The 25,441-nt window shown below is 75.5% G+C and carries 2 protein-coding genes; both read left to right on the top strand.

The genetic code is table 11. The features are described 5' to 3' along the window. The first annotated feature begins 14 nt into the window (after window positions 1-14). Window positions 15-23,801 (top strand): non-ribosomal peptide synthase/polyketide synthase, encoded by a 23,787-nt coding sequence (locus tag PSD17_RS01615; RefSeq protein WP_339121061.1) that lies wholly within the window; start codon window positions 15-17, stop codon window positions 23,799-23,801. Window positions 23,802-23,971: 170 nt separating this feature from the next. Continuing rightward, window positions 23,972-25,399: a rifampin monooxygenase gene (gene rox / locus PSD17_RS01610; protein WP_339121060.1), complete on the top strand. Its 1,428-nt coding sequence runs from the start codon at window positions 23,972-23,974 to the stop codon at window positions 25,397-25,399. The last annotated feature ends 42 nt before the right edge of the window (window positions 25,400-25,441 follow it).

Raw genomic sequence — 25,441 nt, 5'->3', positions numbered from 1 at the left:
ACCTGGGGAGAGTCATGTCCATCGAGTCCGCCGAACGTCTCCTGCCGCTCGCCGAGTGGAACGACCCCGAGCAGCCGGCGCACACCACGACGGTCGTGGAGCTCTTCGCCGGGGCGGCCGCCGCCCACCCCGGGGTCACCGCGCTCGTCGCCAGGGGACGGCGTCCGGTCCGGCTCACCTACGCCGAGCTGGCCCGGCACGTCCACCAGCTCGCACACCACCTGCTGGCCGGCGGCCTGACGGCCGAGCAGGTCGTCGCCGTGCACCTGCCGCGGTCACCGGAGATGGTGATCTCGGTGCTGGCGATCATGGCAGCGGGCGGGGCGTTCGTGCCGGTCGACCCCGAGTGGCCGGAGCAGCGTCGCCGTCAGGTGCTCGCGGACGCGGGCGCGGTCCACATGGTCACCACGGCCGACGACGGCGACCCCCTCGTCCCGGCGTCCGTCGTCGACCTCGGGGCCTGGCGCTACGCCGACCGGCAGGCGGACCGGCCGGACGTCCGGATCGAGCCCGAGCGGCTCGCCTACGTGATGTTCACGTCCGGCTCGACGGGCACGCCGAAGGGCGCGATGATCCGGCACGCGGCGATCGCGAACCGGTTGGAGTGGCAGGTCCACACGGTGCTGGGCTTCGGCCCCGGCGACGCGTCGCTGTTCAAGGCCCCGCTGTCGTTCGACATCTCCGTCAACGAGATCCTGCTGCCGCTCGTGTCGGGCGGGCACGTCGTCGTCGCCGACCCGGGCGGCGACCGCGACCCGCACCACCTGTTCGACCTGATCGCCACCGAGGGCGTCACGTTCGTCTACCTCGTCCCGTCGATGCTCGACGCGCTGCTGGAGATGGCCCGCGGCACGGCCGGGGGCGGCCTCGACGGGCTGCGGCACGTCTGGTGCGGAGGCGAGGCGCTGACGCCGGAGCTGTTCCGTCGCTTCCGCGCCCGGCTGACGACGACCATGTACCACGGGTACGGCCCGGCCGAGGCGACGATCGGCGTCACGCACGCGATCTACCGGCCGGGTGCGGAGCGGTCGGACACCTCGATCGGCCGGCCCAACCCGTACACCCAGATCCACGTGCTCGACGAGCGCCTGCGGCCCGTACCGGTCGGCGTCGGCGGCGAGCTGTACGCGGCCGGGTTCCTGCTCGGCCGCGGCTACGTCAACGCGCCGGGCGTCACCGCGGCCAGGTTCGTCGCCAACCCCTTCGACCCGACGGGCGCGCGCCTCTACCGCACCGGCGACCTCGCCCGCTGGCACCCGGACGGGACGCTGGAGTTCCTCGGCCGCGTCGACAACCAGGTCAAGATCCGCGGGATGCGGCTGGAGCCGGAGGAGGTCGAGGCCGCGCTGGCGGCGCACCCGGCCGTCCGCCAGGCCGTCGTCGCCGCCCGCTCGAACTCCGCGGGAGCGAAGTACCTCGCCGCGTACGTCCTGCTGCTCGACCCGGTCACCGAGGACGAGCTGCGCGGCTGGTGCGCCGACCGGCTGCCCGAGTACATGGTGCCGACCACCGTCACGGTCCTGGACACGTTCCCCCTGACCCCCAACGGGAAGGTCGACCGCCGTGCCCTCCCGGAGCCGCAGCGGCCGGCGCGCGAGCCCGGCCGGGCGCCGCGGACCCCACACGAGGCGACGCTGTGCGCGGTCGTCGCGGAGGTCCTCGGGCTGCCCGAGGTCGGGGCCGACGACGACTTCTTCACCCTCGGCGGCGACAGCATCGTCGCGATCGGGCTGGTCAGTCGCGCCCGCCGGGAGGGCCTGGAGATCCGGCCGAGCGAGGTGTTCGAGCTGCGCACGCCCGCGGCGCTGGCGCTCGCGGCCCGCGACGCCGCGGGCGCCGAGCCGAGCACCGTCGCGCCGGTCGGTGAGCTGCCGGCGACGCCGGTCGTCGAGTGGCTCCACGCCACCGGTCCGTCGGAGGGCTTCTACCAGTCGATCACACTGCACGCCCCGGCCGCGCTGACGACCGAGCGGCTCGCCGAGCTGACGACGGGACTGCTCGCCCGGCACGACGTGCTGCGCGCCCGGGTCCGGACGGGCGCCGACGGCAGGCCGCGGGTCGACGTCCCGGCCGGGCCGGCGGCGCCTTCGGTCACGCACGTCCGCCTCGACCCGGACGAGCCCGTCGCCGACCGGGTCCGGCAGGAGACCGTCGCCGCGGCGGCCCGGCTCGACGCGAGCGCGGGCCGGATGCTCGAGGTCGTCCGGCTCGACCGCGGGCCCGACGCCCAGGGCCGGGTGCTGCTCGTGGTCCACCACGTGGTGGTCGACGGCGTGTCGCTGCGGGTCCTCGCCGAAGACCTGGGCCGGGCCTGGGCGGGCGCCGACCCGCAGCCCGCGACCACGTCGTTCCGGGAATGGGCGCTGCGCCTCGACGAGGCCACCCGCGCGGGCACGTTCGACGACGACCTCCCGTTCTGGCGCGCGGCCGCGGCCGCGCCGAACCCGGTGCTCGGGAACCGTCCGCTCGATCCCGCGACCGACACCGTCGCGACCGAGCGGGCGCTGACCGTCACGGTGCCGAGCGCGCTGACCGGTCCGCTGCTCGGCTCGGTGCCCGCGGCGATCCACGGTGGCGTCAACGACGCGCTGGTCGCGGCGCTCGGGCTCGCCGTGCGGGCCTGCCGCGGGCACGACCGGATCCTCGTCGAGATGGAGGGGCACGGCCGCGAGGCGGAGCTGCTGCCCGGGCACCCGCTCGACCTGTCCCGCACGGTCGGCTGGTTCACCACGCTCTACCCGGTGCCGCTGGAGATCACCGACGGCTCGCTCGCGGAGGTGGTGCGCTCGGTCAAGGAGCAGCTGCGCGCGGTGCCCCGGCACGGGCTCGGTTACGGCGCGCTGCGCTTCCTGGGTGGGCACGAGGAGCTGTCGGTGGCGCCGTCGCTGCTGTTCAACTACCTCGGCCGGTTCCCGGCCGGCTCGGGTGCGGACTGGTCGACGGCCGACGACGCGGCGGCCGGGGACGAGCGGGTGCTCGGCGAGGACCGCGACCCCCGGATGCCGCTGCCGCGGGCGCTGGAGGTCAACGCCATCACCGTCGACACGGCCGACGGTCCGGTGCTCTCGGCCCGCTTCAGCTGGCCCGCCGCGGTCCTCGACGCCGCCGACGTCCGGGCGCTCGCCGACGAGTGGGTGCGGCTGCTCGGCGCGATCGCCACCGACGACACGGTCGCCGGGCACACCCCGTCGGACTTCCCGCTCGTGCCGCTCACCGCCGCCGACGTCGCGGAGCTGGAGCGGGAGGTGCCCGCGCTGCAGGACGTGCTGCCGCTGCTGCCGCTGCAGCAGGGCATGTACTTCCACGCCACGTTCGGGGACGGGTCCGTCGACCCGTACCGGATCCAGCAGGTCGCCGAGCTGACCGGGCCGCTCGACCCGGAGGTGCTGCGCGCCGCCGTGGCGACGATGGTCGACCGGCACCCGGCGCTGCGGGCCGGGTTCCGCGGGCTCGCCGACGGCCGGATCGTGCAGGTCGTCAGCGGGCACGTCGAGTTCGAGTGGCGGGTCGTGGACCTCACCGGGTCGGCCGACCCGGCGGCCGGGCTGGCGGAGGTCACCGCCGCCGAGCGCGCACGGCCGTTCGACCTCGCGCGCCCGCCGCTGGTGCGCTGGGCCGTGGTCTCGCTGACCCCGACCGAGCACCGGCTCGTCCAGACGCTGCATCACATCGTCGCCGACGGCTGGTCGTACCCGTTGATGTTCAACGACGTCGTCGACGCCTACCGCGGCACGCTGCGCGGGGTGCCCGCCGTCGCGCTGGGCAGGCACGTCGCGGCCGTCGCCGGGGCCGACGCGGAGCGGGACGCGCAGGTGTGGGCCGAGGCCCTCGCCGAGGTCGAGGAACCGACGCTGCTCGTCGACGCCGACCCGGGCGCCGCCGTCGGAGAGCACCGGATCGCCGCCGAGGAGCTGTCCGTCGACCGCTCCGCGGCGCTCACCGGGCTCGCCCGTGACCTCGGCGTCACCCTGTCCACGGTGCTGCACGCGGCATGGGGGCTGGTGCTGGGTCGCACGCTGGGCGAGGACACCGTCGTCTTCGGGTCGACGGTGTCGGGCCGGGCCGGGCAGACCGTCCCGGGGGTCGAGTCCGTCGTCGGACTGTTGATCAACACGGTGCCGGTGGCGATGTCGTGGACGAAGGCCGACCCGGTCGACGACGTCGTCCGGCGGCTGCAGGACCGGCAGACCGCGGTGCTGGAGCACCAGCACGTCGGCCTGGCCGAGCTCGCCCGGTCGCGCGGGCTGCGCACGCTCTTCGACACGCTCGTGATCGTCGAGAACTTCCCCGAGGTCTACGGCCCGCAGGACGACGGGCCGGCCGTCCGCGGCTTCACGTCCACGACCTTCTCCCACTATCCTGTCTCGCTCGTCGCGTTCCCCGGCGAGCGGCTGACGTTGCAGCTCAAGTACGACGTCGACCTCGTCGCCGAGGACCGGGCCCGGGACCTGCTCGACCGCGTGCTGCGCGTGCTCGACCAGCTGGCCGCGGACCCGCGGACGCCGGTCGGCCGCTTGGAGCTGGTCGACGCCGCCGCCCGCACGACGGTCGTCGAGGACTTCAACGACACGGAGCTCGACCTCGGCGCGCCGACGCTGCGCAGCCGCTTCGAGCACTGGGTGCGCGAGACCCCCGACACCACGGCGGTGGTCTTCGAGGGCAGCTCGGTGAGCTACGCCGAGCTGGACCGCCGGGCGAACCTGCTGGCCCACGACCTGCTCGCGCGCGGTGTGTCGCGCGGGTCGGTCGTCGCGGTGCGGCTGGAACGGTCGATCGAGCTGATCGTCGCGCTGTACGCGGTGCACAAGGCGGGCGCGGCGTACCTGCCCGTCGATCCCGGCTACCCCGCCGAACGGATCGCGTTCGTGCTGGAGGACGCGCGTCCCGTCGTGGTGCTCGACGACCCGGCGGCCTTCCCGGTCGACGGCGACCCGGCGAACCCGGACACCGTCGTCACGCCGGCCGACCCGGCGTACGTCATCTACACCAGTGGCTCGACCGGCCGGCCCAAGGGCGTGGTGGTCCCGCACGGTGCCGCCGCCAACTTCCTGACCTGGATGCAGGAGCGCCACCGGCTCGAACCCGGCGAGCCGACCCTGCAGAAGACGCCGACCAGCTTCGACGCCTCGCTGCGGGAGCTGTTCTGGCCGTTGATGTCCGGCGCGACGATGGTGCTCGCGAAGCCCGAGGGCCACAAGGACGCCGCCTACCTCGCGGCGCTCATCGCCGAGCACGAGGTCACGACGGTGCAGTTCGTGCCGTCGATGTTCGCCGTGTTCCTGGAGGAGCCCGCGGTCCGCGAGCTGACCTCGCTGCGCCGGGTGATCTGTGGCGGCGAGGTCCTGCCCGCCGACGTGGTCCGGCGCTTCGCGGCGCTCTCCGACGCCGAGCTGCACAACGTCTACGGGCCGACCGAGGCCGCGATCGACGTCACCGCCTGGGACACCCGCGAGCGCCCGGTGGGGGCGTCGGTGCCGGTCGGGCGGCCGGTGGCGAACACCCGGCTCTACGTCCTCGACGGGGCGCTGCGTCCGGTGCCGCCCGGCGTCACGGGCGAGCTGTACCTCGCGGGCGTGCAGCTGGCGCACGGCTACCTGAACCGTCCGGGGCTCACCGCGGAGCGGTTCGTCGCGGACCCGTTCGTGCCGGGCGCGCGGATGTACCGCAGCGGCGACGTCGCGCGCTGGGACGAGACCGGCGTGCTGGAGGTGACGGGCCGCGTCGACCACCAGGTCCAGGTCCGCGGCTTCCGGATCGAACCCGGAGAGATCGAGTCCGCGCTGGTCGCGGCCGGGGCGACGCGGGCGGTGGTCGTCGTGCGCGACGGGCGGCTGGTCGGCTACGTGACCGGCCCGACCTCGTCGGACGCCCTGGTCGCCCGGGTGGCCGAGGTGCTGCCCGAGCACATGGTGCCCGCGATCGTGGTGGCGCTGGAGGCGTTCCCGTCGACGCCCAACGGCAAGCTCGACCGTGCGGCCCTGCCGGCGCCGGACTTCGCGGGGCTGGTGTCGGACCGGGCCCCGCGCACGCCGGTGGAGGAACGGCTCGCCGCGCTGTTCGCCGACGCCCTCGCCCTCGACCGGGTCGGGATCGACGACGACTTCTTCGCGCTCGGCGGTGACAGCATCACCTCGATCGCGGTGTCCGGCCGGGCCCGCCGCGCCGGTCTGCGCATCACTCCCCGCGACGTCTTCCGGCTGCGCACCGTCGCGGCGCTGGCCGGGGTCGTCGACGACGTCGTCACGGACACCGGGCCCGCCCGCGACGAGGGGATCGGCCCGGTCCCGCTCGTGCCGGTGATGGCGGAGGCCGCGCGCGACCGCATCCCGCTCGCGAACTTCTTCCAGTCCGCGCTCCTGCGCACCCCCGAGGGGCTGACCGGCGCGGACCTGGACCGGATCCTCGCCGCGGTGCTGGCGCGGCACGGGCTGCTCCGCGCGGTCGTCGAACCGGCGGGCGACGCCTGGACCGTCGAGGTGCCGGCGGGGACGACGCCGCCCACCGTCGTGGTCGAGCCGGGAGCGGTCTCGGCGCAGACCGTCGAGCGGGCGACCCGGGAGGCCGCGGCGGCACTCGACCCCGCCCGGGGCGCCCTGCTGCGGGCCGTCTGGTTCCGCGACGCGCGCGCCCTGCTGCTGGTGGCCCACCACCTCGTGGTCGACGGGGTCTCGTGGCGCATTATCGGCGGTGAGCTGGCCGCGGCGTGGGACGCCGTGCGGACGGGAACCGAGGAGCTGCTCGCGCCCGTCGAGACGTCGTACGCGACCTGGTCGCGGACGTTGCGCGAGGCCGCCGCGGCAGGCCGCTTCCGCGCCGAGCTGGAGCACTGGCGGGCCGTCCTCGCGACGCCCGACCCGGATCTCGGTGACCGGCCCCTCGACGCGGGCGTCGACGTGCAGGCCACGACCGACACCGTGACCGTCACGCTGCCGCCGTTCGCCGGGGCGGCGCAGGCGATCCACGGCCGCGGCGACGACGTCCTCGTGGCGACGTTCGCGATCGCGCTGCACCGGTGGCGCCGCGACCGCGGCGTGGACGCCGGGCCGACGACCGTGCTGCGGGTGAAGGGCCACGGCCGCGAGAGCGCGCTTCTCGGCGACCTCGACCTGTCCCGCACGGTCGGGTCGTTCACGTCGGTCTACCCGGTGCGCGTGGACCCCGGCGACGTGAGCGCCGCCGACGTCGACGAGGCCGGCGCGGCGCTGGCCCGCGCGGTCAAGGCCGTCAAGGAGCAGCTGCGGGTGCCGTCGGCGGGTGTCGGGTACGGCGTGCTGCGCCATCTCGACCCCTACGCCGACCTGCCCGACGTCCGTCCGCAGGTCGTGCTCAACTACCGCGGTCGCGGGCAGGCGACAGACGGCGACTGGGCGCCGCTGCCCGGCTTCGCCGCCGTCGGTTCGGGGCTCGACCCGGCCGCACCGGTGGACGCGCTCGAGATCAACGTGCTCGGCGAGGGCGACGCGGGGACGGCCACGCTGACCTGGCCCACCGGCATCCTCGGCGCCGCCGACGTCCGCGCCCTGGCCCGGCGCTGGACCGAGGTGCTCGACGCGGTCGCACGCTGCCCCGACCTGCGCGGGCACACCCCGTCGGACTTCCCGCTCGTGTCGCTGCGCCAGGACGAGGTGGCCGCGCTGGAGGCGGCGGGCCCCGTCGAGGACGTCTGGCCGCTCTCCCCGCTGCAGGCCGGGCTGTACTTCCAGGCGCGGTTCGCCGACACCTCGGCCGAGGGCGTCGACGTCTACCTCGCGCAGGACAGCATCGAGTTCGAGACCCGCCTCGACGTCGACGCGCTGACCCGCGCCGCCACGCTGCTGCTCGACCAGAACTCCGCGCTGCGGCTGGGCTTCACCGACGCCGGGCTCGACGCACCGGTCGCCGTCCTGCCCCCGCGGGTCGCGCCCGTCGTCACCGAGATCGACCTGTCCGGGCTCACCCCCGCCGAACGCGCGGAGCGCACCGCCGCGATCATGGCCGAGGACCGGCGGACGCCGTTCGACCTGGCCCGGCCCCCGCTGTTCCGGCTCGCCGTGCTGCGCGGCGACGGCCGCGACCACCTGCTGATGACGCGGCACCTGATCCTCTGGGACGGGTGGTCGCGGGAGCTGGTGCTGCGCCGGCTCTTCGGGGCCTACGAGGCCTATCGCCGGGGCGACGCGGCGGCGCTGCCCGCGCCGGCGACCGCCCGGTTCCCCGACTACCTCGGGTGGCTCGCGGAACAGGACGACGCGGCCGCGGCCGCGGCGTGGGCGCAGGCGTTCGCCGACGTCGAGTCGCCGACGATCATGTTCCCCGAGGCGGTCGGCAGCGACCCGGTGATCGCGACGCGGCTGTCGGTCGAGCTGTCCGAGGCCGACACCGCGCGGCTGTCCGCGCGGGCCCGCGAGCTCGGCGTCACCCTCAACTCGGTCGTGGCCACGGCGCTCGGTCTGGTGCTGGGGCACGCCGCGGGGACCGACGACGTCGTCTTCGGCATGACGGTCTCGGGCCGGCCCGCCGAGGTCGCCGGCGTCGAGTCCGTGGTCGGGGTCTTCCTCAACACGATCCCGGCGCGCGTCCGCCTCGACCCGGCCGACACCGTGGCCGACGCCGTGCGCGGCATGCACGAGCAGCGCGCCGCGATGATGCCGTTCGAGCACCTCGGGCTGGGCGAGGTCCAGCGCGCGGTGGGCCGCGGCCAGCTGTTCGACAACCTCTACGTGCTGCAGAACTTCGTCGACGACGAGGCGCTCACCGACTACCTGCGCGCCGACCACGGCATCGTCTCGGCCGACGGCGTCGACTCGACGCACTACCCGCTGACCTGGGTCGTCTACCCCGGCCCGCGGCTGTGGGTGAAGCTCGAGCACCGCAGCGACGTCGTCGCCCCGGAGCGGGCGGCCGGGCTGCTCGCGCGGCTGGAGCAGGTCCTGCTGCGACTCGCCGACGGGCTCGACGAGCGGGTCGCCGCGATCGACCTCACCACCCCGGCCGACCGCGCGGCGCGGATGGCCGAGTGGGCACGGGCCGAGCACGAGATCGGCACCGCGACCATCGCCGACCTGCTGGCCGAGCGCGCCGCCGCCGTGCCGGAGGAGACCGCGCTCGTCTTCGGCGACACGCGGGTCGGCTACGCGGACCTGGACGCCCGGATCAACCGGCTCGCACACCACCTGCTCGCCGCGGGGGCGGGCCCGGAGAAGGTCGTCGGGCTGGCGCTGCCGCGCTCGATCGAGATGGTCGTGGCGCTGTTCGCCGTGCTGCGCACGGGCGCGGCCTACCTGCCGCTGGAGCTGGAACAGCCCGACGACCGGCTGCACGGCATGATCGCCGACGCGCGCCCGTTGCTGGTGCTCTCGACGTCGGCGGTGTCGGCCCGGTTCCCGGGTGCCGTCGAGCTCGACCGCCTCGACCTGGCCGTGTACCCGGACACCGCGCCGACCGCCGAGCAGCTGGGGGCGTTCGCCCCCGGCCGGCCGGGACGGCTCGACCACCCGGCCTACGTGATCTTCACGTCGGGGTCGACGGGTAAGCCCAAGGGCGTCGTCACCCCGTACCGCGGGCTCACGAACATGCAGCTCAACCACCGGGCCGAGATCTTCGACCCGACGGTCGCCGCGGCCGGCGGGCGCCGGCTCACGATCGCGCACACCGTCTCGTTCTCCTTCGACATGTCGTGGGAGGAGCTGCTCTGGCTCGTCGAGGGCCACGAGGTGCACGTGTGCGACGAGGAGCTGCGCCGCGACGCCCGCGCGCTCGTCGACTACTGCCGCACGCACGGCGTCGACGTCGTGAACGTGACCCCGACCTACGCCCGCGTCCTGCTGGAGGAGGGCCTGGTCCGACGGCACCCGCTCGCGCTGATGCTGCTCGGCGGCGAGGCGGTGCCCGAAGCCCTGTGGACGGAGCTGCGCGAGACCACGCTCGGCTACAACCTGTACGGCCCCACCGAGTACACGATCAACACCCTCGGCGCGGGCACACGGGACAGCGCGACGTCGACGGTCGGGCGGCCCATCCACAACACCCGCGCGCACGTGCTCGACCAGTGGCTGCGCCCGGTCGACGACGGCGTCGTGGGCGAGCTCTACATCGCCGGTGCCGGGCTGGCCCGCGGCTACCTCGACCGGCGGGGCAACACCGCGGACCGGTTCGTCGCCGACCCGTGGAACCCGGGCGGGCGGATGTACCGCACCGGCGACCTCGTGCGCCGGCGGCCGGACGGGAACCTGGACTTCCTCGGCCGCTCCGACGACCAGGTCAAGATCCGCGGCTACCGTGTCGAGCCCGGCGAGATCGAGGCGGCGCTGGCCGCCCGGCCGGGGGTGCGCCGCGCCGCGGTCGTCGTGCGCACGGACGCCGACGTCAAGCGGCTCGCCGCGTACGTCGTGCCCGACGGGTCCGTCGAGCCCGCCGACCTCGCCGAGGCGGTGGCCAGGGTGCTGCCGGACTACATGGTCCCGACGCTCTGGGGCGTGGTCGACGACCTGCCGCTGACCGTCAACGGCAAGCTCGACGTCGCCGCCCTGCCCGCGCCGCGGCCCGTCGCCCGCCGGGGCGGCCGGGCTCCCCGTACCGGGGCGGAGCGGCTGCTCGTCGAGATCGTGGCGGCGGTCGTCGGGCTGGACGTGGCCGACGTCAGCCCCGAGGACGACTTCTTCACCCTCGGCGGTGACAGCATCTCGTCGATCACGCTGTGCAGCCGGGCGCGCAAGGCCGGGCTCGAGCTGGCCCCGCGCGACGTCTTCCGCCGCCGGACGGTCGAGGCGCTGGCCGCCGCCGCGGGTAGGGCGACCGGGGCTCCGGCGGTGCGCGACGACGGCGTCGGCGACGTGCCGAACACGCCGATCCTGGCGGCGTTCCAGGACATGCCGCTCGCGAACTTCTACCAGTCGTCGGTGCTGCGCACGCCGACCGGCATGACGCGCGACGAGCTGGAGACGGTGCTCGCCGCGGTGCTGGCGCGCCACGACCTGCTCCGGGCGCGCGTCGTCGGCTCCGCCGAGGGCGGCTGGCGCCTCACCGTGCCCGGACCCGGCGGTTCCGTGCCGCTGGAGGTGACCGACGGCAGGCCGAGCCGCGAGCAGATGGCGGCGGCCACCCGCGCCGCCGCCGCGGCACTCGACGCCCGCGCCGGGACCATGGTGCGCGCGCACTGGTTCCGTGCCGGGGACGGGCCGGGGAGCCTGCTGCTCGTCGTCCACCACCTGGTGGTCGACGGCGTGTCCTGGCGCATCCTCGGCGCCGACCTCGAGCAGGCGTGGGCGGCCGTGCGGGCCGGGCGCGCGCCGGAGCTGGAGGAGGTCGCGACGTCGTTCCGCACCTGGGCCACCCGGATGCGCACGGCCGCCGACGAGGGCCGGTTCCGCGGCGAGGCCGCGTACTGGCGCGACGTCCTCGCCACCCCGGACCCCGACCTGGGCTCGCGCCCGCTGGACCCGGCCGTCGACGTGGCCGCGACCACCGACGACGTCGTGCTTGAGCTGCCGTCCGACGTCACCGGGCCGCTGCTGTCGACGGTGCCCGCGGCGATCTTCGGCGGCGTCAACGACGTGCTGCTGGCCGGGTTCGCGCTGGCCGTCGGGCACTGGCGACGCGTCCGCGGCCGGGCCGAGGACGCCGCCGTGCTGCTCACCCTGGAGGGCCACGGCCGCGAGCCCGACCCGTTCGACGCCGCGGGCCCACTGGACCTCTCCCGCACCGTCGGCTGGTTCACCTCGCTGCACCCGGTCCGCCTCGACCCCGGAACCCCTGGATGGGACGCCGTGCGCGCCGGCGGGCCGGAGCTGGCCCGCGCGGTCAAGGCCGTCAAGGACCAGCTGCGGGTGCCCAACCGGGGCATCGGGCACGGCGTGCTCGCCGATCTCGACCCCGCGGCCGGCCTGCCGGTCGTCGAACCGCAGATCCTGTTCAACTACCTGGGTCGCTTCGCCACCGGCGCGGCGACGGACTGGGGGAGCGTCGAGGAGTACGCGGCACTCGGCGAGGGTGTCGACCCGTCGTCGGAGGTCCGCGCGCTGTCGGTCAACGCGATCACCCACGACACCGCCGCGGGTCCGGAGTTCTCCGCGACGCTGACGTTCCCCACCGGGATCCTGGCGCGGGCGGAGGTCGAGCAGCTGGCCGCCCTGTGGGGCGAGGCGCTGCGGACGATCGCCTCCGCCGAGGACCTGGCCGGGCACACGCCGGCGGACTTCCCGCTGGTCACGCTCACCGCCGACGACGTCGCGGAGCTGGAGACGACGGTCCCCGGCGGGCCGGTGGACGTCCTGCCGCTGCTGCCGTTGCAGCAGGGCATGTACTTCCACTCGGTCCAGGCCGAGGGCCGCGACCCGTACGTCATCCAGCACGTCCTGGAGCTGCGCGGCACGGTCGACCCCGACCTGCTGCGGCAGGCCGTCGCGGCGATGGTGGCCCGGCACGACGTCCTGCGCGCGGGCTTCCGCGAACTCTCCGACGGGAGCGTCGCCCAGGTGCTGGCCGCCGACGTGCCGCTCCCGTGGGAGACCTGCGACCTGCGCGAGCACCCCGAGCGGTTCGACGAGGTCGCCGCCGAACGGTTCCGCACCGTGTTCGACCTCGCCGCGCCGCCGCTGCTGCGCTACCTGCTCGTGAGGCTCGCCGACGACCGGTACCGCCTGGTGCAGACCATGCACCACCTGCTCGCCGACGGCTGGTCCTACCCGCTGATGTTCAACGACATCGCCGTCGCGTACGGGCAGCTCGTGCGGACGGGACAGGTGTCGCTCCCGGCGCCGTCGGTCACGTTCGCCGACCACGTCGCGGTGCTGGCCGGGCGCGCGCCCGAGGCCTCCCGGAAGGTCTGGGCGGACGTGCTCGCCCAGGTCGACGGCCCGACGCGGCTCGTCGACGCCGAGCCAGGGACCACCTCCGACGCCCCGCACGCCGCGGCCGAGCAGGTGCTCGACGCCGACGTCAGCGCGCGGCTGCTCGACCGCGTCCGGGCGGCCGGCGTCACGATCAGCACCGCCGTGCACGGCGCGTGGGGACTCCTGCTGGGCCGCACCCTCGGCCGCGAGCGCGTGGTGTTCGGCTCCACCGTCTCCGGCCGCGGCGACGACACGGCCGGCATCGAGGAGATCGTCGGCCCGATGATCAACACCGTGCCGGTCCCCCTCGCGTGGTCGCCCGGCGAACCGGTGTGCGACGTACTCGCCCGGCTGCAGGAACAGCAGCTCACCGTCCTGGAGCACCAGCATCTGGGCCTGACCGAGCTGGCCAGGGTCGCCGGGGTCGCGGGCGAGCTGTTCGACACGATCGTCGTGGTCGAGAACTTCCTGGTCACCGAGGCCGCCACCGACCCCACCGGGTCGGCCGGGCTCCCCGAGCTGGAGTGGATCGACGGCACCGACGCCGCGCACTACCCGGTCTCGCTGGTCGCTCACCCCGGGGACCGGCTGCGGCTCAAGGTCACCTACGACACCGGGCGCGTCGACGAGGCCACGGCCGAGCGGCTCGTCGGCCGGCTGGCCGGGTTCCTCGCCCAGCTCGCCGACGACCCGGACGTCACCGTGGCGGGGCTGTCGACGGGCGCCGAGGTCGCCTCGGCTCCGCAGCTCGTCCCGGCACCCGGCGCCACCCTGCCCGAACGGTTCCGCGTGGTCGCCCGCGCGCACGCCGACGCGGTGGCGGTCCGCGACGGCCGGGCCGAGCTGACCTACGCCGAGCTCGACGCGCGCTCCGACGCGCTGGCCGTCCGGCTCGCGGCGCACGGGGTGCGGGCCGGGACGCGCGTGGCGATCACGCTGCCCCGGTCGGCCGACGTCGTGGTCGCCGTCCTCGGCGTGCTCAAGGCCGGGGCGTGCTACGTGCCGATCGACCCCGGCTCGCCGCCGTCGCGCGTCGCGCACATCCTCGCGGACGCCCGGCCCGACTGCGTCCTGGCGGCCGAGGGGACGGCGGCGCTGCTGCCCGCCGACGGGCCCGCCGTGCTGACGCTCGACGGGCTCGACCCCGCCCGATTCCCGCGTCCTTCGCGGCCGCCGGCTCCGGCGGGGAGCGCGGAGGCGGACGCCTACGTGATCTACACGTCGGGGTCGACCGGGCTGCCGAAGGGTGTCGCGGTGCCGCACCGCGCCGTGACCACCCTGTTCGAGGGCACGTCCGGGTTCGGCTTCGGGCCCGACGACGTGTGGACCCTGTTCCACTCCTACGCGTTCGACTTCTCGGTGTGGGAGATCTGGGGGGCGCTGCTGCACGGCGGGCGGCTCGTCGTCGTGGACGACGACGTCGTGCGCGACCCGCAGCGGTTCCGCGCGCTGCTCTCCGACGAGCGCGTGACGGTGCTCAACCAGACGCCGTCGGCATTCCGGTCGCTGGTCGCGGCCGACCGTGACGACGACCGGCCGCTCGCGCTGCGCCACGTCGTGTTCGGCGGTGAGGCGCTCGACCTGCGGCGGCTCGCACCGTGGTACGCGCGGCACGCCGACACGGCGCCGCGGCTGACGAACATGTACGGCATCACCGAGACCTGCGTGCACGTCACCGTCCGGCCGCTCACCGCCGCCGACGCGACGCGGCCCGACAGCGTCATCGGCGTCGCGCTGCCGACGCTGGCCGTCCACGTCCTCGACCAGTACCTGCAGCCGGTCCCCGCGGGCGTCGTCGGCGAGGTGTACGTCGCCGGCAGCCAGCTGGCGCGCGGCTACCTCGATCGGCCCGGTCTGACGGCGGCCCGCTTCGTCGCGAGCCCCTTCGTGCCGGGGGAGCGGCTCTACCGCAGCGGCGACCTGGCCCGGTGGACCGACGACGGCGAGCTCGTCCACCTGGGCCGCTCCGACCACCAGGTGCAGCTGCGCGGGTACCGCATCGAGCCCGGCGAGGTCGAGGCGGCGCTGCTGCAGGTCGACGGCGTCGACGGCGCGGCCGTCGGCGTGCAGCACGACGCCCAGGGGCGCCCCCGGCTCGTCGCGCACCTCGTCGCGCCCGCGACGCTGGACACCGACGCCGTGCGCCGGCACGCGCAGACCGTCCTGCCCGCGCACATGGTCCCGGCGCTCTACGCCGTCGTCGACCGGCTCCCGCTGACCGTCAACGGCAAGCTCGACCGCGACGCGCTGCCCGCGATCGCCGCCCCGGCAGCACCCGCGGCGCCCGCCGCCGCGGGCCCACCCGCCCCGGGCGTCACCGCCGAGACGCTCGCGGCCCTGTTCGGCGAGATCCTCGACGTCCCCGTCGGCGTCGACGACGACTTCTTCGCCGCGGGCGGCGACAGCATCATCGCGTTGCAGCTGGTCAACCGGTGCAAGCGGCTGGGTCTGCGGATCGCCCCGCGCGACGTCTTCGCCCACCGCACACCCGCCGCGCTCGCGGCGCTGGCCGCGCCCGGCGGCGGCGCGGCACCGCCGTCGCACGACGACCGGCACGAGGACCGGCACGAGGACGACCCGGACGCGATCGGCCCCGTCATGCTGACGCCGATCGTGCACCGGCTGGCCGAGCTGGGCGGGCGCATCGACCGGTTCAACCAGTCGGAGCTGCTCGTCACCCCGGCGGGCGCGACACCGGAGCAGATCGGCGCCGTCGTCACCGCGCTGCTGCGCCGGCACGACGCGCTACGGCTGCGGCTGTCGCGGCCCGCGCCGATGCTGTGGGCGCTGGAGACCGTGCGTGACCTGCCCGCCCTCGACGACGTGCTCACCGTCGTCGACGGCCGCGGGCTCCACCTTCCCGAGCTGCTGGGCACGGTGTCCGACGCGGCCGCCGACCGGCTGGCGCCGGACGCGGGCCGGATGCTCGCCGCGGTGTTCGTCGACCGCGGCGACGAGCCGGGGCGGCTCCTGCTCGTCGTCCACCACCTGGCCGTCGACGGGGTGTCCTGGCGCATCCTCGACGAGGACGCCCGGACGGCGTGGGAGGCCGTCGCGCAGGGCCGGGTGCCCGTGCTCGAGCCGGTCGCGACGTCCCTGCGCACCCACGCCCGGCTGCTCAACGAGTCGTCGGCGCAGCAGGAGCGGCTCGCCGAGTTCCCGCACTGGACCGAGGTGCTGGCCGCCGGCGCCGAGCTCGACCCGCAGCAGCTGCTCGTCGGGCGGACGATCGGCGAGACCCGCGAGCACCGGTTCCGGCTGACCGCGGCGCAGACGCAGCCGCTGCTCACGACCGTCCCGGCCGCGGCCCGCGCGGACGTCACCGAGACGTTGCTGACGGGCCTGCGCGTCGGCCTGTCCCGGTGGCGCGCCGCGCAGGGCGTCGCCGACGGGGACGTCGCCGTCGACCTGGAACGGCACGGACGCGACGACCTGCCGGGCGCCGAGGTCGACCTCGCGCGCACCGTCGGCTGGTTCACCAGCATCGCGCCCGTCCGGCTGCCGGTGCCCGACGGCGAGCCGCTCGACCGGGTCGGTGCCGTCCGCGACCGGCTGCGCGCCGCGCCGGACGGGGGCCGCGGCTACGGGCTGCTGCGCTACTGCAACGCCCGCACCGCCGCCGCACTCGCCCGGCTCGGACAGCCGCAGGTGCTGTTCAACTACCTGGGCCGGTTCGCCGCGGCGGGCGACGTCGTCGCGTGGGGCGCCGCACCGGAGAGCGGGGCGCTGCGCGTCGGCCCGTCGCCGGACATGGGCACGCCGTACCTGCTGGAGGTCAACGCCTACTGCGAGGACGGCCCGGACGGGCCCGAGCTGGAGGTCGTGCTCACCTACCTCGACGGCGGGATCACCGCGCCCGACGAGCTGGGCGACGCGTTCGCCGATGCCCTGCGCGAGCTGGCGGCCGCCGCCGGCGGCACCGCCCGGCTGACCCCCGCCGACGTCCACCACCGTGGCCTCACGGCCGCCGAGGTGGACGCCGTGGCGGCCGGGACGTCGGTCGCGGTCACCGACGTCTGGCCGCTGTCCCCGTTGCAGGAGGGCCTGTTCGTCCAGGCCGAGCTGGCCGCCGACGCCGACGTCTATCTCGCGCAGAACGCGTTCGACTTCGACCGGCGCCTCGACGCGGGACGGATGGCCGCGGCGTTCGAGCACGTGCTGGCGGCCAACGCGGCGACCCGGCTCGGCTTCACGACCGTCGCGGACGGGCGGCCCGTCGCCTTCGTCGGCGACGGGCTCGGTGCCCGGCTGACCGAGATCGACCTCGACGGTCTCGATCCCGACACCGCCGCCCGGCGGGTCGACGAGCTCACCGCCGCGGACCGCACGGAAGCGTTCGACCTGCGCCAACCGCCGCTGGCCCGGCTCACCGTGCTGCACCTGCCCGGTGGCCGCGACCGGCTGCTGTTCACCTACCACCTGCTGCTGTGGGACGGGTGGTCGCGCGAGCTGGTGCTCACCCAGCTCTTCGACGCCTACCGAGGCGAGCCGGGCCCGGCGCCGCGGGGACGGTTCACCGACTACCTCGACTGGATCGGTGCCCGCGACGCGGCGGCCTCGGCGGGGTTCTGGCGGGAGTCCTTCGCCGACCTGCCCGCACCGACGCTGCTGCGCCCCGACGCGGCGGGCAGCGAACCCGTGCTCGCGCAGCGGCTCTCGGTGGAGGTCCCCGAGGACGTCACGGCCCGTCTGACGGCACAGGCCCGCGGCGTGGGCGTCACCCTGAACGCGCTGGTCAGCACGGCGCTCGCGCTGGTGCTCGGGCACGCGACCGGCAGCAGCGACGTCGTGCTCGGCACCACGGTCGCCGGTCGCCCCACCGAGCTCGACGACATCGACGACGTCGTCGGCGTCTTCCTCAACACCGTGCCCGCCCGGGTGCGGCTCGACCCGGCGGCGAGCGTCGCGGACACGATGCGGCAGGTCCAGCGCGACCGCGTCGACGCGATGGAGCACGAGTACCTCGGGCTCGGGGACATCCAGCGGGCCGTCGGCCGCGGCCAGCTCTTCGACAACCTCTACGTCCTGCAGAATTTCCTCGACGACGACACGTTCTCCGACCTGGAGACGCGCAACGGCATCGTCGGGGTCGCGAGCGTCGACGCCACGCACTACCCGTTGACGTGGGTCGTGATGCCGGGCAGGCGGCTGTGGGTGAAGCTCGAGCACCGTCCCGATCTCGTCGACGCCACCGAGGCCGCGGCACTGCTCGGCCGGCTGGAGTCGGTGCTGACGTACCTCGCCGACGCCGATCTCGCGGGCTCGCCCCTCGCCGCGGTCCCGATCCCGGCCGACGACGCGCCCGCGGGCGCCGAGCGGCCGCTCCCCGACCGCACCATCGCCGAGCTGCTGGCCGAGCAGGCCGCCGCCACCCCCGATGCCGAGGCTCTGACCTGCGGTGACACGACGCTGACCTACCGCGAGCTGGACGCCGCGGTGTCCCGCACCGCCCGGCTCCTGGTCGGGCACGGCGCCGGTCCGGAGCGCGTCGTCGCGCTCGCGCTGCCCCGCTCGACCGACATGGTCGTCGCGCTGTTCGCCGTGCTGCGCACGGGCGCCGCGTACCTGCCGCTGGAGCTCGACCACCCCGACGAGCGGCTGCGCGGCCTCGTGGCGGACGCGGCCCCGGTGCTGCTCCTCACCACGTCCGCCGTGGCGCCGCGGACCGCGGGATGGGGCGTTCCCGTCGTGGACCTCGCCGTGAGCGGCTCACGAGACGGGGACGCGCCCGACGGCCCCGACCCGCACGGGCCGGGGCACCTCGACCACCCGGCCTACGTGATCTACACGTCGGGCTCGACGGGCAGGCCCAAGGGGGTCGTCACGCCGTACCGCGGGCTGACCAACATGCTGCAGAACCACCAGGAGTCGATCTTCGCGCCGGTCGTCGCCGCGGCCGGTCGCCGCCTGCGCATCGCCCACACCGTCTCGTTCTCTTTCGACATGTCCTGGGAGGAGCTGCTCTGGCTCGTCGAGGGCCATCACGTGCACGTGGCCGACGAGGAGCTGCGCCGCGACGCGACCGCGCTCGTCGCGTACTGCGCGCGGCACCGCATCGACGTCGTCAACGTGACGCCGACCTACGCCGAGGCGCTGCTCGACGAGGGGCTGCTCGCCGGCGTGCACCGACCGCCGCTGGTGCTGCTCGGCGGCGAGAACGTCCCCGAGCGGCTCTGGGCCACGCTGCGCGACACCGACGGCGTGCTCGGCTACAACCTGTACGGGCCGACCGAGTACACGATCAACACGCTCGGCGCCGGCACCACGGAGAGCGCGACGTCGACCGTCGGACGCCCGATCCACAACACGACGGCGCACGTGCTCGACGCGTGGCTGCGGCCGGTGCCCGTCGGCGTGCCGGGGGAGCTCTACATCGCCGGTGTCGGGCTCGCGCGCGGCTACCTGAACCGTCCCGGGCTCACCGCCGAGCGGTTCGTCGCCGACCCCTTCGTGCCCGGTGGTCGCCTCTACCGGACCGGCGACCTCGTGCGGGTGCGCGCCGACGGCAACATCGACTTCCTCGGCCGGACCGACGACCAGATCAAGATCCGCGGCCACCGGATCGAGCTGGGCGAGGTGCAGGCCGCCGTCGCCGCCGCGCCCGGAGTACGGCAGGCGGCCGTGCTGGCCGAACCCGACGGCGTGGGCGGCAAGCGCCTCGCGGCCTACCTCGTCGGGGAGGAGGCGGCACTCGACCCCGCGACGGTGCAGCGCGCCGTCAAGCACGTGCTCCCCGGCCACATGGTGCCGACGGCCTGGGCCGTCACCGACGCGCTGCCGCTGACCGTCAACGGCAAGCTCGACACGTCCCGGCTGCCCGTGGCCGTGTCCGTGAGCAGCGGGGGACGCCCGCCGGCGACCGCCGCCGAACGCGCCCTGTGCGCCCTGTTCGGCGAGGTCCTCGACGTCCCGGTCGACGGCCCTGAGGCCTTCGGCGTCGAGGACGACTTCTTCGACCGCGGCGGCCACTCCCTGGTCGCGATCCGGCTGCTCGGCCGGATCCGCGCCGAGCTGGGCGCCGACCTCTCGCTGCGGGACCTGTTCGACGGCCGCACCCCCGAACGCGTCGCCGCCCGGATCGCCGGAACCGCCGCGGCAGGCCCCGCGCGCCCCGCGCTCGTCGCCACCGCGCCGGAGCCCGGCCGGGTCGAGGTCGCGCCGCGCTCGCCGTCGCAGGACCAGCTCTGGCTGCTGCACCGGCTCGACCCCGCCTCGACGGCGTACCAGTACCCGCTGGTCCTGCGGCTGGCCGGGCACCTGGACCGGGCCGTCCTGCAGGCCGCCGTCGCCGACGTGGTCGCGCGCCACGAGGCGCTGCGCACCCTCGTCGACGACGCGGGCCAGCACGTCCTCCCCGCCGCGGACGTGCCCGTCACCGACGACGTCGCCGACGCCCTGCACCGGCCCTTCGACCTGGCCGCGGAGGTGCCGATCCGCGTCGCCGTGGCCGAGGAGTCCGACGGACACACGGTGCTCGCGCTGGTCCTGCACCACATCGCGATGGACGAGTGGTCCGACGGGATCCTGCTGCGTGACCTGTCGACGGCCTACGCCGCCCGGCTCGCCGGCTCGGTGCCGCAGTGGGCGCCGCTGCCGGCGCGCTACGCCGACTACGCGCGCTGGCAGGCCGAGCTGCTCGGCGACCCCGACGACCCGGACAGCGGCCACGCCGCGGCCGTCCGGTTCTGGCGCGAGCAGCTGCGCGGGCTACCGACCGACATCGACCTGTCGGGCGTGCTGCCCGCGGACGCCGGTACCGCGACGGGCGGCGCCGTGGAGGCCGACCTGCCGGCCGACCTCGTCCGACCGCTGCGTGAGCTCGCGGCGGGCGAGTCCGCCAGCCTGTTCATGCTGCTGCACGCGGCGCTGTCGGTCCTCCTGCACCGGCTCGGCGCGGGCGACGACATCGCCATCGGCACCCCCACGTCCGGGCGCACCGAGCCGGAGCTCGCCGAGCTCGTCGGCTTCTTCGTCAACCCGGTGGTCCTGCGGGTGGGGCTCACCGCCGGCGAGACGTTCGTCGAGCTGCTGCGGCGGGTGCGCGCGGGTGACCTGGCCGCGTTCGAGCAGGCGACGCTGCCGTTCCCGCGGGTGGTCGAGGCGGTCAACCCGCCCCGCACCGCCGGCCGCAACCCGCTGTTCCACGTCATGCTGGGCTACCTCGCCCAACCCTGTGGTGAGCCGGCGGTGTGCGGGCTGCCCGCCCGGTGGGCGGCGCAGTCGCAGGTTGGGGCCAAGTTCGACCTCGACGTCACCGCACTCGACCACGGCGACGCTGGCGTCACGCTCGTCGTGGAGTGGGGGCCCGGCCTGGGCGACCGCGCCGCCGCCGACCGGCTCGTCGAGCGGTTCGTCGGGCTGTTGCGCGCGGTGGCGGCGGACCCCGACGTCGCCGTCGGCCGGATCGACGTCCGTACCGACGACGAGCGGGCGCAACCCGGCGTCCTCGTCGGGCCGGACCGGTCGGGCGGGGTGGCCGTCCCGCAGCTGCTCGAGGCCGTCGCCGCCGACCGGCCGGACGCCCCGGCGCTGGCGACGACGGCAGGCAGGTTGACGTTCGCGCAGCTCGCCGACCGGGTGGGCCGGATCGCGACGCTGCTGCGCGGCAGGGGTGTCGGGCCGGAGGTCGTCGTCGCGCTGGCGCTGCCGCGTGCCGAGACCGTGCCCGCGCTGCTGGGTGTCCTCGCCGCGGGCGGCACGGCGCTGCCCCTGGACGTCCGGCAGCCCGAGCAACGGACCCGCTTCGTGCTCGACGACGTGCGCCCGGCACTGGTGGTGACCACCGCGGAGTGGGCCGGGACCGTCCCGGACACCGGGGTGCCCAGGCTGCTGCTGGACCGCGAACCGCTGCCCGCCCCGACGGCGCCGCTGGCGCCGCATCCCGACTCGGCGGCGTACGTGATCTACACGTCCGGCTCGACCGGCCGGCCGAAGGGCGTGACCGGCCTGCACCGTGGGCTGGCCAACCTCTACGGGTCGCACCGCGCCGACCTCGTCGGGCCCGCCCAGGCCCGGCTCCGCCGCGACCGGCTGCGGGTCGCGCACGCCGCGTCGTTCACCTTCGACGGCGCCTGGGACCCGCTGATGTGGATGCTCGCCGGGCACGAGCTGCACGTGCTCGACGAGCAGCTGCTGCTCGACCCGCCTGCGCTGCGCGCCCACGTCGCCGAGCACGACGTCGACCTCCTCGACCTCACCCCTACCTACCTGCGCGAACTGGCGGCGCTCGGGTTCCTGGAGCCGGCGGCTCGGCGGCCGGGGGTGGTCGTCGTCGGCGGTGAGCAGCTGCCGGCCGTCCTGGCCGAGCAGCTGCGCGCGCTGCCGGACGTCGAGGTCCACGACCTCTACGGGCCCACCGAGTTCACCGTCGACGCCTACGGCTGGCACAGCGTGCCCGGCGACGGTCCCGGGACCGACACCCGGACCGAGACCGCAGGGCCGGTCGCCAACACCCGCGCCCTCGTCCTCGACGACGCGCTGCTGCCCTGCCCGGTCGGGGTGCCGGGCGAGCTGTACCTGGCCGGGGCCGGCCTGACCCGCGGCTACCTGCGCCGTCCCGGGCTCACCGCAGCCCGGTTCGTCGCCGCCCCTGACGGCAGCCGGATGTACCGGACCGGTGACCTCGTCCGGCGCGGACCGGACGGGCGTCTCACCTATCTCGGGCGCACCGACGACCAGGTCAAGCTGCGGGGGCTGCGCATCGAGCCGGGCGAGATCGAGGCCGCGCTGGCCACCCATCCGCAGGTCGCGCACGCCGCGGTGGTGGTGCGTGAGGACACTCCGGGCAGGCCGCTGCTCGTCGCGTACGTGGTGCCGGCAGGCGAGGAGGTGCTCGCCGCGGCGGCGCTGCGGGCCCACCTCGCGGCCCGGCTGCCGGAGCAGTGGCTGCCGACGGCCTACGTCCCGGTGCCCGAGCTGCCGCGCACGTCGTCCGGGAAGCTCGACCGGGCCGCGCTGCCCGCGCCGCTCGCGGCCGCGAGCGTCGGCAGGCCGGCGGCGACGCGGACCGAGCGGGCCCTGGCCGTGCTGGTCGGTGACCTGCTCGGGATCCCGGCGCCCGGCGCCGACGAGGACTTCTTCGCGCTCGGCGGGCACTCGTTGATGCTCGTCGGCCTGGCCGCGGCGATCCGCCGCGAGCTCGGCGTGGAGGTGACGATCGCGGAACTGTTCACCGCGCCGAGCGTGGCCGCGATGGCCCGGCTCGTCGACGGCGACCGGGGCGGTGCCGACGCACTCGCCCCCGTCCTGCCGCTGCGCGTCGGGGGCTCGGCGCCGCCGCTGTTCGTGCTCCCGCCCGCGTCGGGTCTGACGTGGCAGTTCGCCGCACTCAAGCGGCACCTGCCCGACGACGTCCCGCTCTACGGGTTGCAGGCGCCGCGGCTGTCACGGGCGACGGACCTGCCGACGACCCTCGCGGCGCTCGCCGACGAGCACGCGCGGCACGTCACCGAGATCGCGCCTACCGGCCCGGTCCGGTTGCTGGGCTGGTCGTTCGGCGGGTTCCTGGCGCACGAGCTGGCGTGCCGGCTGCGCGCCGCCGGTCGCGAGGTGACGTTCGTCGGCATGCTCGACGCGCACCGGTCCGGCGGCACGTCGTCGACGGACCTCGGCGGGCTGCTGCGCGAGCTGGGGCATGAACCGCCGGCCGGTGCCGAGCCGGGCCTCGACGACGCCGTGGCGCTGCTGCGGGCCGGTGGCGACGGTGTGGCCGCGGTGCTGACCGACGAGCAGGTCGCCGCCGTCGTCGCGAACTACCTGGACAGCGACCGGATGATCGACTCGGCGCGGCCCGGCGTGCTCGACGCCGACGTGTTCTTCGTCGACGCCACGGTGCCCGAGCAGGGGTTCTCGGGGTCGGCCTCCGCGGGCTGGCGCGACCACGTCCGCGGCGAGCTGCACGTCGAGCAGGTGGCCTGCGGACACTCCCAGCTGCTCGACCATGCGGTGCTGGCGCAACTGGCCCCGGCCCTCGCGGCGGCGCTCGCGACGTGAGCCGGCGGGCCGCGACACGAAACGGGAGGGGGCTCACGCCTCCTCCCGTATTCAACGTATAGCGCGTCGGGGGGCTTGCGGCAAGACCCCCGACGTGGTTCAGACTCGTCGCCCGACGTCGGGATATGCGCTGATCAGCAGCCATACCGGCGTCGCGGAACGGGGGATTCGTGATCGACGTGATCGTCGCGGGCGGCGGGCCGACCGGGATGATGCTGGCGGGTGAGCTGAGGCTGCACGGGGTGCGCGTGCTCGTCGTGGAGAAGGAGCCGCAGCCGCCGCTGATGGTGCGGTCGCTGGGCCTGCACGTGCGCAGTATCGAGATCATGGACCAGCGCGGGCTGCTGGAGGTGTTCCTGGAGCACGGCACGACCTACCCGCTCACCGGCTTCTTCGCCGCGATCCCGGCGCCGGAGCCGCCGCAGCTGGACACCGCGCACGGCTACGTCCTCGGCATCCCGCAGCCGACGACCGACCGGTTGCTGGCCGAGCACGCCGCCGGGGCCGGGGCCGAGATCCGGCGCGGCGTGGCGGTCGTCGGGCTGAGCCAGGACGACGAGGGGGTGACCGTCGAGCTCTCCGACGGGACACGGGAGCGGGCGCGCTGGCTCGTCGGGTGCGACGGCGGCCGCAGCACGGTGCGCGCGCTGCTCGGCGTCGCGTTCCCGGGGCAGCCGAGCACCGTCGAGACGCTGCTGGGCGAGATGGAGGTCGGCGTGCCGCCGGAGGAGGTGGTCGAGGTCGTGACGCAGGTGCGCAGGACGCAGCTGCGGTTCGGCCTCGGCCCGGTCCACGACGGGGTGTACCGCGTCGTCGTGCCGGCGGGCGAAATGGCGGCGGACCGCTCGGTGCCGCCGACGATGGACGACTTCCGCGCGCAGCTGCGGGCCGTCGCCGGTACCGACTTCGGGGTGCACTCGCCGCGCTGGCTCTCGCGCTTCGGCAACGGGACCCGGCAGGCGGAGCACTACCGCGACGGCCGCGTGTTGCTGGCGGGCGACGCCGCGCACACCCACCCGCCGACCGGCGGTCAGGGGCTCAACATGGGCCTGCAGGACGCGTTCAACCTGGGCTGGAAGCTCGCCGCCGCGGTCGCGGGCTGGGCGCCCGACGGGCTGCTGGACACCTACGAGTCCGAGCGGCACCCGGTCGCGGCCGCCGTGCTGGACAACACCCGGGCGCAGATGGAGCTGATGTCCACCGAGCCCGGCGCGCGGGCGGTGCGCAGGCTCGTCGAGGAGCTGATGCGGTTCGAGGAGGTCAACCGGTACCTGACCGAGAAGATCACCGCGCTCGACGTCCGATACGCCGTCGGGGAGGGGCACGATCTGCTGGGCCGACGCCTGCGCGACCTGCAGCTGAAGCGCGGGCGGCTCTACGAGCTGACCCGGGCGGGCCGGGGCCTGCTGCTCGACGGGACCGGCGCGCTCTCCGTCGACGGGTGGGCCGGTCGCGTGGACCACGTCGTCGACGGGAGCGAGGAGCTCGACGTGCCGGCCGTGCTGCTGCGCCCCGACGGCCACGTGGTCTGGGTGGGCGACGACCAACGGGACCTCGATGACCACCTGCCCACCTGGTTCGGTGCGCCGGCCGCCTGAGGCACCGCGGGGCGGTCGGGTCCGCTGCCGCAGGCCGCGGCG

The sequence above is a fragment of the Pseudonocardia sp. D17 genome (assembly GCF_036984265.1).
GTDB lineage: Bacteria > Actinomycetota > Actinomycetes > Mycobacteriales > Pseudonocardiaceae > Pseudonocardia > Pseudonocardia benzenivorans.
Note: the sequence above shows the minus strand (reverse complement) of the source record. Positions and strands in the feature narration are given on the sequence as shown.

Bases quoted from the DNA above. Each gene is read 5' to 3' on its own strand.
- PSD17_RS01615 (WP_339121061.1), top strand. From the start codon at position 15: ATGTCCATCGAGTCCGCCGAACGTCTCCTGCCGCTCGCCGAGTGGAAC.